The following is a 14,413-nucleotide window of genomic DNA, read 5'->3' on the forward strand; positions in this document are numbered from 1 at the left end:
GATCAGATGTAGAAGTCGAGCTCTTCTTGTCGCTTCAGCAGATCCCGCAGAGTGTACGGGTCGTCGCCGAAGAAATAGAGCAGGCCCCAATGGTTGCCGAAAGCTGTTCGCTTGGTGACTTTCTCGGCCAGCGGCTCGGTGAGCTCGTGGGACTCGAAATAGTCGTGGTCCTCGGTCTCCGGCGGAATCGACAGCTGGCTGACCACCCGCCTGCGCGGATACACCCCGAAGCATCCGGCGTGCCCGGTGGCGTCGACGACTTCCTTCGGGAAGAAGGCGTCGATCTCCTCGTCGGTGGTCTTCGGGTCGAAGGCCAGCACCAGCGCGTGATAGGCGTTGAAACCGTAGGTGCGTTCGAGTAGTTCGAACACCTTGAAACCCGGTGGGCGATAGGCGACCTCGCCGAAATACATCTCGCCGTCGCTGGTGACGAAGTACTCGGGATGGATGAAGCCGAATTCGATGTCGAAGGTCTTGATGAGCTTTTCGACCTGACGGGTGATCTCCGGCCGATACTTCTCCAGTTCAGGAGTGGCCGGAACGAACACCGAATAGCCGAGGGTGACGTATTCGGAGATGTTGAGAAAGCAGATGCGGCCCTTGTGTACCCAGGCCTCCACCGCGAACTCCCAGCCGTCGAGGTGCGATTCCATCAGCATCGGGAACTCGTCGTCGGGGATCGTGTCGATCTCGTCGGGGGTGCGGATCACCCGGTGCCCGAGACAGCCCGCCTTGTCGAAGGCCTTGAGGTGGATCGGGTCGTTGGGATCGCCGTCGAGCTTGAGCAGCGTCTGGTTGACCCGTTTGAGGAAACGGGCCACGTCGTCGCGGTCGTGCGCCTCCTCGAAGATGCCGACCCGGATGCCGCCGAGCTGAGCGCGCCGCTTCATCAGCGACTTGTCGCGCAGCAGCATGGCCTGCCCGAGCAGGCGAGGGTTGTCGAGCAGCACGGAATTGATCGCGCCCGCCCATTCGACGGTTTCCTCGAAGATCGGGATGGCGACGTCGACGCCCAGATCCTTCAGCGTTTCCGCGATCTCCATCGAACGATCGTTGAGACGTTCGAAATCCCATGGAATATAGGGAATGTTGTGTTCTGTGCAATAATCTTGCGCCCATGCGGGGGCTACCACGATGTAGCGCCGATCGAAACGATCGACAGCCGCTACGGCGTTCAAACTCCAGCCCAAGAGGGCAATGTAACCTTTGTTCGGATTTCGACTCTGGGATTCGTCAGCGGAAATCGACAAACCTTATCCCTTCTCGATCGACAGCCGACAGGCTGCCAACCGAGAATTACCCAGTTCGGGCGAGCGGAATCATGACGAAGCTGTGACCGGCCGCCCGAGCAGGGCGGCCGGTCCCCGAAATCGCCTAGCCCAGGCGGGTTTCGATCGCTTCGATGATGCGCGGGCGCAGGTCGGCGACGCTGACGATCGCGTCGACCGAGCCGACCTCCACCGCGCGCTGGATGTTGTGCACGCGGTCGAACTCGGCCGCCACGTCGCCCAGCTTCTCCGCGCGCACCGACGACCGCAGTTCGTCGAGTTCGGCGGCCAGGGTCGCCCGGTCGGTGCCCGAGGCGTTGGCCACGCGCGCCTCCAGTTCGCCGATCCGGGGATCGGCGGCGGTACGGGCGTTGACCTCACCGGCGAACACCACGGCGGCGGCGGGCGCGCCACCGAGTACCGAGGCGAACGAGCCTTCCAGGGCGAGCACGGTCATGTTCGGGTTCAGTGCCTTCGAGAAGACGACGAACGCACCGCCGTGGTAGCGCGAGATCACGCAGAACACGATGGGGCCGTCGAAATTGACGATGGCGCGGCCGATTTCGGCACCGTACTCGAGCTGCAGCTTGCGCATCGACTCCGGCGAACCGTCGAAGCCCGACAGGTTCGCCAGCACGACAAGCGGACGGTTACCGCTGGCCGCGTTGATGGCGCGGGCGGCCTTCTTCGACGAGCGCGGGAACAGGGTGCCCGCGGTGTAGGTGTCGGGACCGTCGGTGGGTACCAGGCCGCGACGCGGCACATTGCGCGACTCGATACCCAGCAGGCACACCGGGATTCCGCCGAGGTGCGCGTCCTGCACCACGGCGGTCTCGGCGTCGGCCATGCCCGCCCAGCGTTCCAGCACCGGGTGGTCCTGGTCGGCCAGCGCGCGCATCACCGTGCGAATGTCGAAGGGCTTCTTGCGATCCGGGTTCGCGGCCGCCGAGAAGATCTCGCCGACGGTGGCGAAGGTGCTGTCGGCCAGCGTGTGCGGGAAGCTGGAGATGTCCCGGTCGACGGGGTCGGTGCTGGTGGCCCGGCGCGGTGCGGACTCACCGGGGACGACGTAGGTGTGCTCGTAGTGCGACATCAGCACATCGCGCGCCGCACCGAGGTTCGGCGCCCAGTACTGCGCCTGACCGTTGGGGCCCATCACCCGGTCGTAACCGCCGATGCCGAAGTTGTCCTCGGCCGACACACCACCGGAGAAGTCCAGCGACTGCTTGCCGGTGAGCACCATCGCCGAATCCGGCGTCATCACCAGCACACCCTTGGTGTGCATGAGCATGGTGGCCTCGGCGTTCCAGTACGGCTGGGCGCCGACGTTGATGCCCGCGACGACGATGTTGATCTCGCCGCCGTCCTGGGTGAATTCGACGATCCGCTTGAGCGCGGCCGCGACCCAGTCCATGTTCTCGGTGCCCGAGGACATCGAGATCCGCGCACCCGAGGACAGCGCGTACCACTCGAGCGGAACCCGCATCTGTTCGGCCAGATCCAGCGCCGCGATCACGCGGCGGCACTCCGGCTCCGACAGGGCACCAAGGGATTTCGTCGGGTCACCGAGCAGCAGCACCCGGGTGACGCCCTCGGGGTGACGCGGGGTCGGCGTGGTGACCACACCGGCCACGAGCGCCGCCTTGTTGTGGCCCTTCGGCCGGTCGACGGGGACGAGCGCGTGGTTCTCGTCGAGGTCGTACTCGGCGAATTCGCCGAGCAGTCCGGTCAATTCGTACGGGTAGACCGTGTTGCGGGCCGCCGCGCGCAGGACCTTCTGGCGGTACTCGTCGAGCGGTTCGACGGCTTCATCGGTCCGCTCGCCGACCGTCACCTCGGTGCCGCCGGTGGCGTCGAAGGAGATCCGGACGACGATCTTGTTCAGCTCGCCGGTCTGCGGATCGCGCTGGCGGGCGATGAGCAGGATCTCCTCGAGACCCACACCCGCCGCCGACGGCAGCACGTGACCACCGATGGTCTCGAGTTCCGCCCGGGTGACATCCATCGGGGGCCAGATGTACATCACGATGCGGTTGGTGTTGAGCCGCTTGGCCGACGGGCGCCGCGACTGGGCCCGGCGGATCGAGTCGACACAGGTGGCGATGGCGCTCTCGGCCGTCGGCAGCGCGACCAGCCTGCCGTCCTGCTCACGCAGCGCCGCCAGGTCACGCACCTGGGCGAAGGCGATCAGCCGATCGTCGGAGGGGTTCTCCTTGGCCACGGCACGGAACAGGTACACCTCTTCGTCCGAGGACGACAGGCGGGTGAGGTCGAACTTGCGCAACCGCTCCATCTGCATGCGCTGCGCGATGTAGGGGTGCAGGCCACGGATCAGCCGCTCCTCGGCCATGCCGGTGACCGAGGGACGGAAGGTGAAGTGGTGGTGCATGACCGAGCCGCCGCTGCCCGCGACCGTCGCGGTGATGCGGTGCACCTGGTTCGGCTGCGGGTGCGCGCCGAGCACTTCCTGCAGGGCCACCGCCATGGCGTCGAAGTCCTCGGGCTGGTCCTCCCAGCTGAGGTAGATGTCGGCGTCGATGGACACCGCGCCGCGGGCCAGCTCGGCCAGCCCGTCCAGGGCGGTACCGAGCGCGGCGAAGCTCACCGCGGTCGAGACCAGGCTCGACCCGGCGCGTTCGGCGACGACGAAGGTGGTCGAACCGACCTGCTCGGTGCGGACCCCGGTGATGCCCTTGTTGCCGTAGTAGCGGCGGGTGAGCACCTCGAGCATGGCGGTGTGGTCGGGCTTGCCGCGCTGCAGCCGCTGACCGAGCAGGCGGACGAGCGGTTCGGTGCTGCGGACCATCTCCGCGATCCGCTCGGTGCGGTCGGAGGCCTGCGGGTTGGCGTCGAGGTAGCTCAGGTGCCTGCGGACATTGGTGTAGACGCGGGCGCGGTTGCGGCGCAGCAGCGGCTGGCCGTACCAGGCGTACACCAGGCCGCGGGCGAGGTCGGCGACCACGGGGAAACGGACTTGGGTGGCGGCGACGAGCCGTTCGAGGGCAAGACCCACCGGCTCGCGCAGCACCTGATCGGGCATGGGCTCGGTGAGCCATTCGCGCAGCAGGGTGGTGATCACCGCGCCGGTCTCGGCGGGCCGCTGCTGGGCCAGGAAGATCCGGAAGACGGCGGCCTCGAGGTCGGGCGTGCGGTCCAGTTCGGTGATGCCGTAGTGGCCGAGCGCGGCCGACAGCTTGGCCTGGTAGGACTCGGGCAGCCCGGCCCGCTCCACGTCGAGGCTCTGCAGGTAGGTGTGGAAGTACTCGCGGGCGCTGTGCACGTGGCTGTGGGCGCCGTCGTCGTCTGCGGGCCGGTTGTGGCTCAGTTCGGCGAGGTCGGCGAAGACCTGCACCAGTTCGAGTTCCTCGCCGAGCGGGCGGATGTTGTCGGCGACGGTTTCCTTGCGTGCGATGACGTAGTCGTCGAGTACGCGACTGTTGTCGTGCGGGTCGACGTCGAAGCCGAGCAGCAGGCTGCGCAGGTCCTGCAGGCCACGCGACATCCGCTCGTGGGGGCTGCGCGGGGTCGGCTCGGCGGGCAGGTCGAGGACGACCGTGCCGGTGGCGGCGGTGTCCTCGGCGTCGTCGTCGGCCAGCGGTTCCAGGCGCAGCAGCGGCGCGCCCGTCTCCACCTGGGTGCCGACCGAGACCGCGCATTCCTTGAGGCGGGCGCGGAACGGCGCGCGCAGCACGGTTTCCATCTTCATCGACTCGAGCACGAGGACCGGCGCGCCGGCCTCGACCTCGGCGCCGACTTCGAGGGGGGTGCCGACGACCAGCGCGGGCGCGGGCGAACGGACCACGCCGCCCTCGTCGCGGCTGATGCGGTGGGTGATGCCGTCGACATCGACCACGTGGGTGGGGCCGTGGGTGCCGGTGATCAGGCGGTACCGGGTGCCGTTGACGACGATCTGGCCGGTGTGGCGATCGAAACGATCGAGATCGACATCGGCGGTGCGCAGCTCGGCACCGGCCTCGATGCCGACGCGGAAGCGGTGCGCGCCGATGCGGGCCACGCGCACGCGGTAGCTCGCGCCGCGCAGTTTCAGGTCGAGCGGGCGACCGCTCTGGTGCTGCACCTGCGGACGGCCACCCGACGCGGTGGACAGCAGCCGGTGCTGTTCGGCGCGTTCGTCTTCCTCGTAGGCGTCGATCGCGGCGACGGCCAGGGCGACGGTGGAGTGGCGGTGGGTGACCAGGCGGCCCTCGCCGCGCACGCGGTCGATCCAGCCGGTGTCGGCGCTGGCGTCGATCACCTCGGGCTGGTCGAGCAGGTCGAGCACGAAGCTCTTGTTGGTGGCACCGCCCTCGATGACGACGCGGGTCTCGGCCATGGCCCGGCGCAACCGGCCGAGCGCCTCGTCGCGGTCGCGGCCGTAGGCGATGATCTTGGCGATCATCGAGTCGAAGTCGGCGGGGATGGTGTCGCCTTCGCTCACACCGGTGTCGACGCGGATACCGGGGCCCGCGGGCAGGTCGAGGCGGACGATGCGGCCGGGGGCGGGTGCGAAGTCGCGGTCCGGGTCCTCGGCATTGAGGCGGGCCTCGATGGCGTGGCCGCGCTCGGCGGGCGCGGCGCCCTCCAGCTTGATGCCCGAGGCGACGCGGATCTGGGCGTGCACGAGGTCGAAACCGGTGGTGATCTCGGTGATCGGGTGCTCGACCTGGAGTCGGGTGTTGACTTCGAGGAAGGCGAACAGCTGGTCGCCGGGGTGGTAGAGGAATTCGACGGTGGCCGCGCCGCAGTAGCCGACGGCGATCGCGAGGCGCTCGGCCGAGGCCTTCAGGTCGGCGGTCTGCTCGGCGCTCAGCACCGGCGACGCCGACTCCTCGATGACCTTCTGGTTGCGTCGCTGCACCGAGCAGTCGCGCACGCCGAGCGCCCACGCGCTGCCCTGACCGTCGGCGATCACCTGGACCTCGACGTGGCGGGCACCGGTGACCAGGCGCTCGAGGAACACGACACCGCTGCCGAAGGCGCGGGCGGCTTCCTGCTTGGTGCGCTCGTAGGCGTCGACGAGTTCGGCTTCGTTGGTGATGACGCGGATGCCGCGCCCACCACCACCGGCCGTGGCCTTCAGCATCAGTGGGTAGCCGATGCGGCCCGCGGCCTCGATGGCGTCATCGATGGTGTCGACCGGGCCGCGGCTCCACGGCGCCACCGGGACGCCGACTTCCTCGGCGATCAGCTTGGCGCCGATCTTGTCGCCCAGCTTGCGCATGGCGTCGGCGCTCGGGCCGATGAAAGTGACACCGATGTGCTCGCACAGCTCGGCGAAGGCGGGGTCCTCGGCGACGAAGCCCCAGCCGACCCAGGCGGCGTCGGCCTTGGTGGCGACCAGTGCCTTCTCGAGCGCCTTGAGGTCGAGGTACGGGCGGGCCGAGGCGGGCCCGAGGTCGTAGGCGATGTCGGCCTCGCGCACGAAGGTCGCGGTGCGGTCGACGTCGGTGTGCAGGGCCACCGTTTCGATCGGTAGTCCTGTCGCCGCCGCCAGATCACGCACGGCATGGATGAGGCGCATAGCGGCCTCTCCCCTATTCACGATGGCGATACGGCTGAACACTCGCCGACTCCTTCCACAATTCTCCAAGGACCTGGCCCGGACGGGTGAGGTTGCGAAACTCGCGATTGCTGGCAGTCTGCCTTCTTCTGCCACGTATGTGTACCGCGAGGCAGGGTTACCCGCACGTATCGTTGTCCGAAGCGGCAGTACGCGTCTGGCGATACAGTCGTATATCGCCGCGTGACAGAGATGATTACGGATGGCGAGCCGGTTTCGTTCGAGCCCGAACGCACGTCAGCGCCGCGCACCCGGATCGGGCGGCGACGCTGACGGGGACTGCCGGGCGGAGAACTAGGCCATGGCGAACACGGTCTCGTCGTACTCGATGACGTCGTCCACGAGGCGGCGAGGAGTGGATTCCAGAGGTGCGGCGGCGTGGGGCATGACGCCGAGGCGGACCATCACATGTGGGAAGGCACATTCCTGCAGGACCGTGGTGCGAATCTGGTCGCGCAGGTCGAGCATGCCGAGGGGTTCGGACTGCAGACTCGTGGCGAGACCGAGCCGGGTGGCTTCGAGCAGGATGGCGCTCGTCGCCTCGCCCGCGCGCAACTGGGAGAGCCGGGTGTCGCGCGGGGTGCACACGACCAGCCAGTGTGCGGCGTCGGGTTCGTCGGTGTACTCCGACAGCTGCGCGTCGGCGAAGACCCGCACCGGTAGTTCGTCGGGGCGGCGGGGCGCGGGGGCGTTGTGGGCGGGCACACCCGTGAGGTCACCGTGGCAACCGCTCCACTCGCTCAGTTCCGCGAGGTAGTCACCGTCGACGGCGTGCCGGGCGGCGGCCGAGCGCATGGGTTCGGCCAGCTCGGGCAGCAGCATGTCCGGAACGTGGCGGGCCGCGGCGCCGAACCGTGAGGCACAGCGCGACACCGTCCGCAGGTCGCGCGCCGGGATGGGCAGGTCGGGGAAGCGGCGCCGGTCGGAGCGGCGCACATGGATGGCGGCGGCCAACTGGATGTCGTGATCGCTCGGCGAGCGCGGGGTGAGTTCGACCCGCGCGAGGTGATCGGGCCGCGCGGGATCGGGCAGCCGTTCGACGACCGCGTGCCAGCCGAGCATCGCGAACGCGACGGTCAGATGGTGCAGCGCGGCACCGCAGCTCACCATCAGCGCGCGGGCGCGGGGATCGGTCGCGGTGACCTGACGGCCGAAATCGGCGAACAGGTCGACGCGGCCGTGCCCGATGCGCCACCGCCACGGTTGGGTGTTGTGCACCGACGGTGCTCGCACGGCCAACTCCACCGCGTCACGGCACGTCTGTGTACTGGGTCTCTTGCGAAGCAATGTCCGCCCCCAACTTCCTCTTGGCGAATACTCCATCTCGTCGAACTCGGTAACCGACCTTAGGCGCGCGACCTGGCACTTTCCATGTGATCTGGGCCGTTGACCAGTTCGTGACATGAGCTCGGGTCGTGCGGGAACCCCCGTCGATCGCCGAATCTCGCGCCCACTCCCCCGTCACGAGCGCGGCCGGCAGTGGCGAAGCTCGCACCCCGGGGTTATCTCCTCGTGACCACCACCGACCGACTCTACCCTTACGGGAGGGTAGGGTTGGTCGATCGCACGGGCGTCCGCTCGTGCCGGCCGAGCGCCGTGATGGCGACACTTTCGTTGGGAGCAGCCGATGGGGACAGCCGTGTCCGCCAGTAGACAGACCGAAGGGTCGGTGATGGCCGCCCTGCGCAGCCCGCGCCGCCTCCGCACGGAAGTGCTGGCCGGGTTGGTGGTCGCGCTCGCCCTGATCCCCGAGGCCATCTCGTTCTCGATCATCGCCGGGGTCGACCCGCGGGTCGGGTTGTTCGCGTCGTTCACCATGGCCGTCACCATCGCGTTCGTCGGTGGCCGCCCGGCGATGATCTCGGCCGCGACCGGCGCGGTCGCCCTGGTGATCGCGCCCGTCATGCGGCAGTACGGACTGGACTACCTGATCGCCACGGTCATCCTCGCCGGTGTGCTGCAGATCGTGCTCAGCGTGATCGGGGTCGCGCGGCTGATGCGGTTCATCCCGCGCAGCGTGATGGTCGGGTTCGTCAACGCGCTGGCGATCCTCATCTTCACGGCGCAGATCCCGCACCTGCTCGGGGTGCCGTGGCTGGTGTATCCGATGGTCGCCATCGGTATCGCGATCATGGTCTTACTGCCCAAGCTGTCCGACGTCGTCCCTGCCCCGCTGGTGGCGATCGTGCTGCTCACCGCCGCGACCCTCGTGTTCTCGCTCGACGTCCCGAACGTGGGTGACGAGGGCGAGCTGCCGTCGAGCCTGCCCACCTGGCTGATCCCCGATGTGCCGTTCACGCTGGAAACGCTGAAGATCATCGCCCCGTACGCGTTGGCGACGGCGTTGGTCGGCCTGCTCGAGTCGTTGATGACCGCCAAGCTCGTCGACGACATCACCGACACCCACTCCGACAAGACCCGCGAGGGCTGGGGCCAGGGTGTGGCCAATGTGGTGACCGGCTTCTTCGGCGGTATGGGCGGTTGCGCCATGATCGGCCAGACGATGATCAATGTGAAGTCCTCCGGTGCGCGCACCAGGATTTCGACGTTCCTGGCCGGGGTGTTCCTGCTGATCCTGGTCGTCGGGCTCGGTGACATCGTCGCCCTGATCCCGATGGCCGCCCTCGTCGCCGTGATGATCATGGTGTCGGTCGGCACCTTGGACTGGCACTCGATCGCCCCGAAAACCTTGCGCCGCATGCCTTTCGCCGAAACCGCGGTCATGCTGGTCACCGTCGCCGTCACGGTGGCGACGCACAACCTCGCCTACGGCGTGATCGCCGGCGTGCTCACCGCGATGGTTGCCTTCGCCCACCGCGTCGCCCACTTCACCGAGGTCGAGAAGATCGGCGAGGCCGATATCGACCACGACGGCGACATCGACACCAGGGTCTACAAGGTTCGCGGCGAACTGTTCTTCGCCTCGAGCAACGACCTGGTGTACCAATTCGACTACGTCGACGACCCACGCAATATCGTGATCGACATGTCCGACGCGCACATCTGGGACGCCTCGACGGTCGCCACTTTGGACGCGATCACCACCAAGTACGAGTCCAAGGGCAAGAAGGTCGAGATCGTCGGGCTCGACGCGGCCTCCGAACAGCGCCACGGCAGGCTCTCCGGGCACCTGGCAGGGCACTGAGATGCCCGCCCGCGCGCATTTGCAGATCGGTCAGGTCGCCGAACGAACCGAGTTGTCGGTCAAGACGATTCGGCACTACGACGAGGTGGGCCTGGTGCGGCCCTCGGCACGCAGCGCGGGCGGGTTCCGCCTGTACACCGAGGACGATATCGACCGGCTGCTGGTGATCCGCCGGATGAAGCCGCTCGGCTTCACCCTGGCCGAGATGGGCGAATTGCTGTCCGCCCTCGACGATCTCGGCGACCCGTCGGCCCGTGAACTGCTCGCCGCGTTGCACGCCAAAGCCGAGGACAGTGTCGCGAAACTGCGCCGCCAGCTCGCTTACGCCGAAGAGTTCACCGCCTTGCTCGCCGAGCGACGAGCGCGCTGATCACTTCTGCCAGTAGTTCTTCGGGCCGACGGTGGTGGCCGCCGCGTTGGCGCCCGCCTTGCACCATTCCTCGAGGCTGCTGTTGTCGGACAGGTCGATGTAGATGCCGGTGGCCTGGGTGAAGTAGCGATGGCTGTAGGCCGACCACTGCACCCGGGTGGCGGACATGATGTCACCGTGGCAGGTATCGCTGGCCAGACCGGTTGTGGGGCACCAGATTCCCCAGTCCTGGGTCTGGCCGTCGAGGGTGTCGTAGGCGGAGCGGGCGGCGGAGTCGGTGGGGAACACCAGCACGTTCACCGACACCAGGATGTGGTCGTCCTTGTCGATGTAGGAGCCGGTGATATTGGTGGTGCACCCGTTGGACGTGATCGCGGACGACACGTTGTCGGAGTTGCCCGGCTGATCGCACCCGTGTTCACCGCTGGCACGCAGGGTGTAGAGCACGCCCTTGGAGTCGGTGAAGCTTTGCGGCAGCAGGGCTTTCACGGTGAGCGGGGTGTCGTCGGTGGCGGCACTGTCGAGGGTGTTCCAGTCGAACGGCTTCGAGGTCGGTGCGGCCGAGGTGGTGGAGTAGGTGGACGGCACCGTCGAGGACGTGGTGGTGGGCGCGGCGACGACGGGCGAATCGGGATCGGAGTTGCCGCCGATCACCACCGCGATCACGATGAGCACGAGGAACGCGCAGACCACCGCACCGCCGATCAACCACGGCGTCGACGACGACCCCGACCGCGCGTACGGCGGCCGCGGCTGCTGCCACTGCGGCTGCCCCATCATCGGTTGACCCTGCATCGGCTGACCGGGCATCGGCTGACCCGGCATCGGCTGCTGCCACGGCTGGCTCACCGGCGGCTGCTGCCACGGCTGACTCTGCTGACCGACCGGCCACTGCGGCTGGCTCGGCGGGGGCTGCTGCCCGAAACCGGGCGTATCCGCGCGCACGGTCGGCGGGGCGGCATCGGCCTGTTGCCCGTCGGCACGCGGTGTCATCCACCACGAACCCTGATCGTCGGCACCCCCGGCGGGCGGATCTTCGCGTGTCACAGGTCTCTCCCAGCCCCGCGCGGCATCGATTCGGTGATGTCCGCGTCCCTTCCCGAAATTTTGGCGGCTGTTCGGGTGGAAGGCAAACCCGTCGCGCCATCTTCGCTGCGGCGCACGGTTTTCGATGCCTCGATGTGACATCCACGCGGGCCGCGTGATAGTCACATGACATGGCGTGGTCACCCTCGGTTCTCTCGCCGGAGACCTCGGCAGGTTCGGGCTCGACGGCCGAACAACGCAGCGGCACAGTGCAATACCGCTCCGACCTCGACGGTCTGCGTGGCCTCGCGATCGGCCTGGTCGTGGTTTTCCACATCTGGTTCGGCCGGGTGTCGGGTGGCGTGGACGTCTTTTTGGTGCTGTCCGGTTACTTCTTCACCGGGATGCTGCTGCGCCGCGCCGAGCACGGTCCACGCGGGTGGGTGTGGCCGGTGGTTCGCCGGACCGCGCGGCGGCTGCTGCCTGCCATGGCGGTGGTGCTGGCCGGGGTTCTGGTGGCCTCGACGCTGCTGCTGCCCTACACCCAGTGGTCGGCGGTCGCGGCGCAGACGCTCGCCTCGCTGCTGTTCGCACAGAACTGGGAATTGGCACTCACCTGGGCCGACTATCTGGCCGCCGACCCGTCGGTGAGCCCACTGCAACACCTCTGGTCGATGTCGGTGCAGGGCCAGTTCTATCTGGTCGCGCTGATCCTCGTCGCGGTGTTCGCACGGCTGCGCCAGGCGCGAGCCGTTGTCGGAGTGATCGTGATCGCCGCTGCCGCGGCATCTTTCGTGTACGCGACCCGGGGCACCGCGGCCCACCAGGGCTGGAACTACTACGACACCTTCGCGCGCGGCTGGGAACTGCTGATCGGCGCGGCACTCGCGGTCGCCGCACCGTACCTGGTGCTGCCGCGCTGGTGCCGGGCGCCGCTGGCCGCCCTCGGCATCGCGGGAGTCGTGCTGTGCGGCTGGCTGATCGGCGACGCCGCCAACCGCTTCCCCGGCCCGGCCGCCCTGCTTCCGGTGCTCGCCGCCGCGGCGGTGATCGTGTCGGTCGCGAACGTGCCACGCCACGAATGGGACGGCCCCAACCGGCTGCTCGCGCACCGGCACATGCGGTTGCTGGGCGAACTCGCCTACCCGCTGTACCTGTGGCACTGGCCGATTCTCATCTTCTTCCTCACCGAACGCGACAGCGCCGACGTCGACCTGCTCGGTGGCACCGGCGTGATCGCGGTGTCGCTGGCACTGGCCTGGCTCACCAACCAGCTGATCGAGAAACCACTGCGCGCCAAGACGCGCCGGCCCGGCAGGCGCCTGGTCACCGCTGGCGTCGCCGCATTGCTCGCGGCCGTGGTGGCGACCGCGTCGGCCTGGGAGTTCGCCGTCGTGCGGGCGGCGCCACCGGCCGCGACCACCGACGCCGAGGCGACCAGGTACCCCGGGGCGCGAGCCCTCACCGCGAACACCCCCGTCGCGCCCGAACCGTTGCGGCCCAACCTCTTCGAGGCCCGCAACGACCAGCCACCGCCGACGCTCGACGGCTGCATCGCCGACTGGAACACCCGCTCCGTCGTCACCTGCACCTACGGCGACCCCGACGCCGAACGCACCATCGCCATGGCGGGCAGCTCCCACGTCGAACACTGGTTGCCCGCGCTGCAGGTGCTGGCCGAGGAGCATTCCTTCCGCATCCAGGTGTATCTGAAGATGGGGTGCCCGCTCACCCTCGCCGAAGACGCCACCTACAACGGCGAACCCATCCCCGACTGCCGGAACTGGTCGCGCGAGGTGATCGACCGGCTCGGCACCGACCGCCCCGACTGGGTGTTCACCATCGGCACCCGGCCCCGCGACGCCGGAGGCGACGAGACCCCGCCGGATTTCCTCGATGTGTGGACGGCCCTGTCCGAGCGCGGCCTCGCGGTGCTCACCCTGCGCGACACACCGTGGCTGCGCCGCGACGGCGTGCGCTACCGCGCCACCGACTGCCTGGCCTCGGGCGGCGACCGCATCAGCTGCGGCATGCGGCGCAGCGACGCACTCGACCCGATCGACCCGCAGCGCGAAGCGGCGGCACCCTTCCCGCACGTCTTCCCCGTCGACCTCACCGACGCCGTGTGCGGCCCGACCGTCTGCGCCGTCGCCGAGGGCAATGTGCTGATCTACCACGACGAGCACCACCTCACCGCCACCTACTCGCGCACCCTCGCCGACGCGCTCGGCCGCGCCATCGGCCCCGTGCTCGGATGGTGGTGAGGCAGCGAAATCGCTTGGGCATGCGGGCAACTCGGGAAGTCCGTAGCCTCGGAGCTGTGATTACTCTGAAGAAGGAAGACGGCGCGGCCGATCTCGCCGGTATCACCAAGATGAGCGTGGGGGTGAGCTGGGATCCGTCGGCCGGTTCCAGCGGTGGACTGCTCGGCATCGCGCGCCGCAAGCGCGGCGTCGACCTCGACCTCGTCGCCGTCCTGATGCAGGGCGGCGAGCCGGTGCGTTTCGCCGGTCTCGATTCGCTCGACCCGCTCGGCAACGGCGCGGTGCTGCACACCGGTGACGAGCAGACCGGCGCGGCCGCGGGCGACGACGAGACCGTGCACGTCACCTTCGCGAATGTGCCGACCGCGATCGACGCCATCGTGTTCCTCGCGGCCGCGTTCAAGAAGGGTTCCTCGTTCGACAAGGCCAACAACGTCTCGTTCAAGATCTACGACGCCACCGGCGCCGACAGCCAGCCGGTGGCCGATATCTGGCCGTCGCTGCTCGGCGCCGAGAATGCCAACGCCATCGCGCGGGCCTTCCGCAACGGACCGGTGTGGCAGCTCGAGGTGCTCGATCGCAAGGGCAAGATCAAGCAGGGCGACAAGCAGGCGCTGCTGCGATTCGCCCTCGGCTAGCCGGACGCACGGTTTGCGCGGGGTGTGGTGGGTGCGGCATCGTTAAGGTTGGTGCGCCGGGAAGTCTGGTCGGCAACCCAGCTCGAACTCCGTCGAGTGGGGTTCGAGTGAAGACGGGAACTTTCATGTTCGTACCTACCGC

At 68.3% G+C, this 14,413-nt stretch carries 8 protein-coding genes; 4 read left to right on the forward strand and 4 right to left on the reverse strand.

Going from position 1 to position 14,413, the window contains the following annotated elements; genetic code table 11:
* Positions 1-2 precede the first annotated feature (2 nt).
* The 3 genes from NCO8_RS24935 to NCO8_RS24945 all read right to left on the reverse strand — a co-directional run bounded on the left by NCO8_RS24935 (position 3) and on the right by NCO8_RS24945 (position 8,151).
* Positions 3-1,043, reverse strand: coding sequence for an ATP-grasp domain-containing protein (locus NCO8_RS24935; protein WP_225280910.1), 1,041 nt, complete (start codon positions 1,041-1,043; stop codon positions 3-5).
* Between the two features lie 331 nt (positions 1,044-1,374).
* On the reverse strand, positions 1,375-6,831 hold the full coding sequence (locus tag NCO8_RS24940) for an ATP-binding protein (RefSeq protein ID WP_067642618.1): 5,457 nt from the start codon (positions 6,829-6,831) through the stop codon (positions 1,375-1,377).
* 291 nt (positions 6,832-7,122) lie between these two features.
* The gene (locus NCO8_RS24945) at positions 7,123-8,151 is read right to left on the reverse strand and encodes an Acg family FMN-binding oxidoreductase (protein ID WP_067642621.1); all 1,029 of its coding nucleotides are present in this window, start codon (positions 8,149-8,151) and stop codon (positions 7,123-7,125) included.
* A 304-nt stretch (positions 8,152-8,455) separates the two neighbouring features.
* Here NCO8_RS24945 and NCO8_RS24950 point away from each other — a divergent pair, with 304 nt between their 5' ends.
* Positions 8,456-9,973, forward strand: coding sequence for a SulP family inorganic anion transporter (locus NCO8_RS24950; RefSeq protein WP_067642624.1), 1,518 nt, complete (start codon positions 8,456-8,458; stop codon positions 9,971-9,973).
* Between the two features lies 1 nt (position 9,974).
* Positions 9,975-10,343, forward strand: coding sequence for a MerR family transcriptional regulator (locus tag NCO8_RS24955; protein ID WP_067642627.1), 369 nt, complete (start codon positions 9,975-9,977; stop codon positions 10,341-10,343).
* On the opposite strand, the gene NCO8_RS24960 is transcribed toward NCO8_RS24955, so the two are convergent.
* The gene (locus tag NCO8_RS24960; protein WP_067642628.1) at positions 10,344-11,390 is read right to left on the reverse strand and encodes a hypothetical protein; all 1,047 of its coding nucleotides are present in this window, start codon (positions 11,388-11,390) and stop codon (positions 10,344-10,346) included.
* Positions 11,391-11,560: 170 nt separating this feature from the next.
* On the opposite strand from NCO8_RS24960, the gene NCO8_RS24965 reads away from it, so the two are divergent.
* Together NCO8_RS24965 and NCO8_RS24970 are read left to right on the forward strand one after the other, a co-directional pair.
* Positions 11,561-13,633 (forward strand): acyltransferase family protein, encoded by a 2,073-nt coding sequence (locus NCO8_RS24965; RefSeq protein WP_157105085.1) that lies wholly within the window; start codon positions 11,561-11,563, stop codon positions 13,631-13,633.
* A 56-nt stretch (positions 13,634-13,689) separates the two neighbouring features.
* Positions 13,690-14,271 (forward strand): TerD family protein, encoded by a 582-nt coding sequence (locus NCO8_RS24970; RefSeq protein WP_067642631.1) that lies wholly within the window; start codon positions 13,690-13,692, stop codon positions 14,269-14,271.
* Positions 14,272-14,413 lie beyond the last annotated feature (142 nt).

The organism is Nocardia coubleae NBRC 108252 (genome assembly GCF_001612805.1).
Lineage (GTDB): Bacteria > Actinomycetota > Actinomycetes > Mycobacteriales > Mycobacteriaceae > Nocardia > Nocardia coubleae.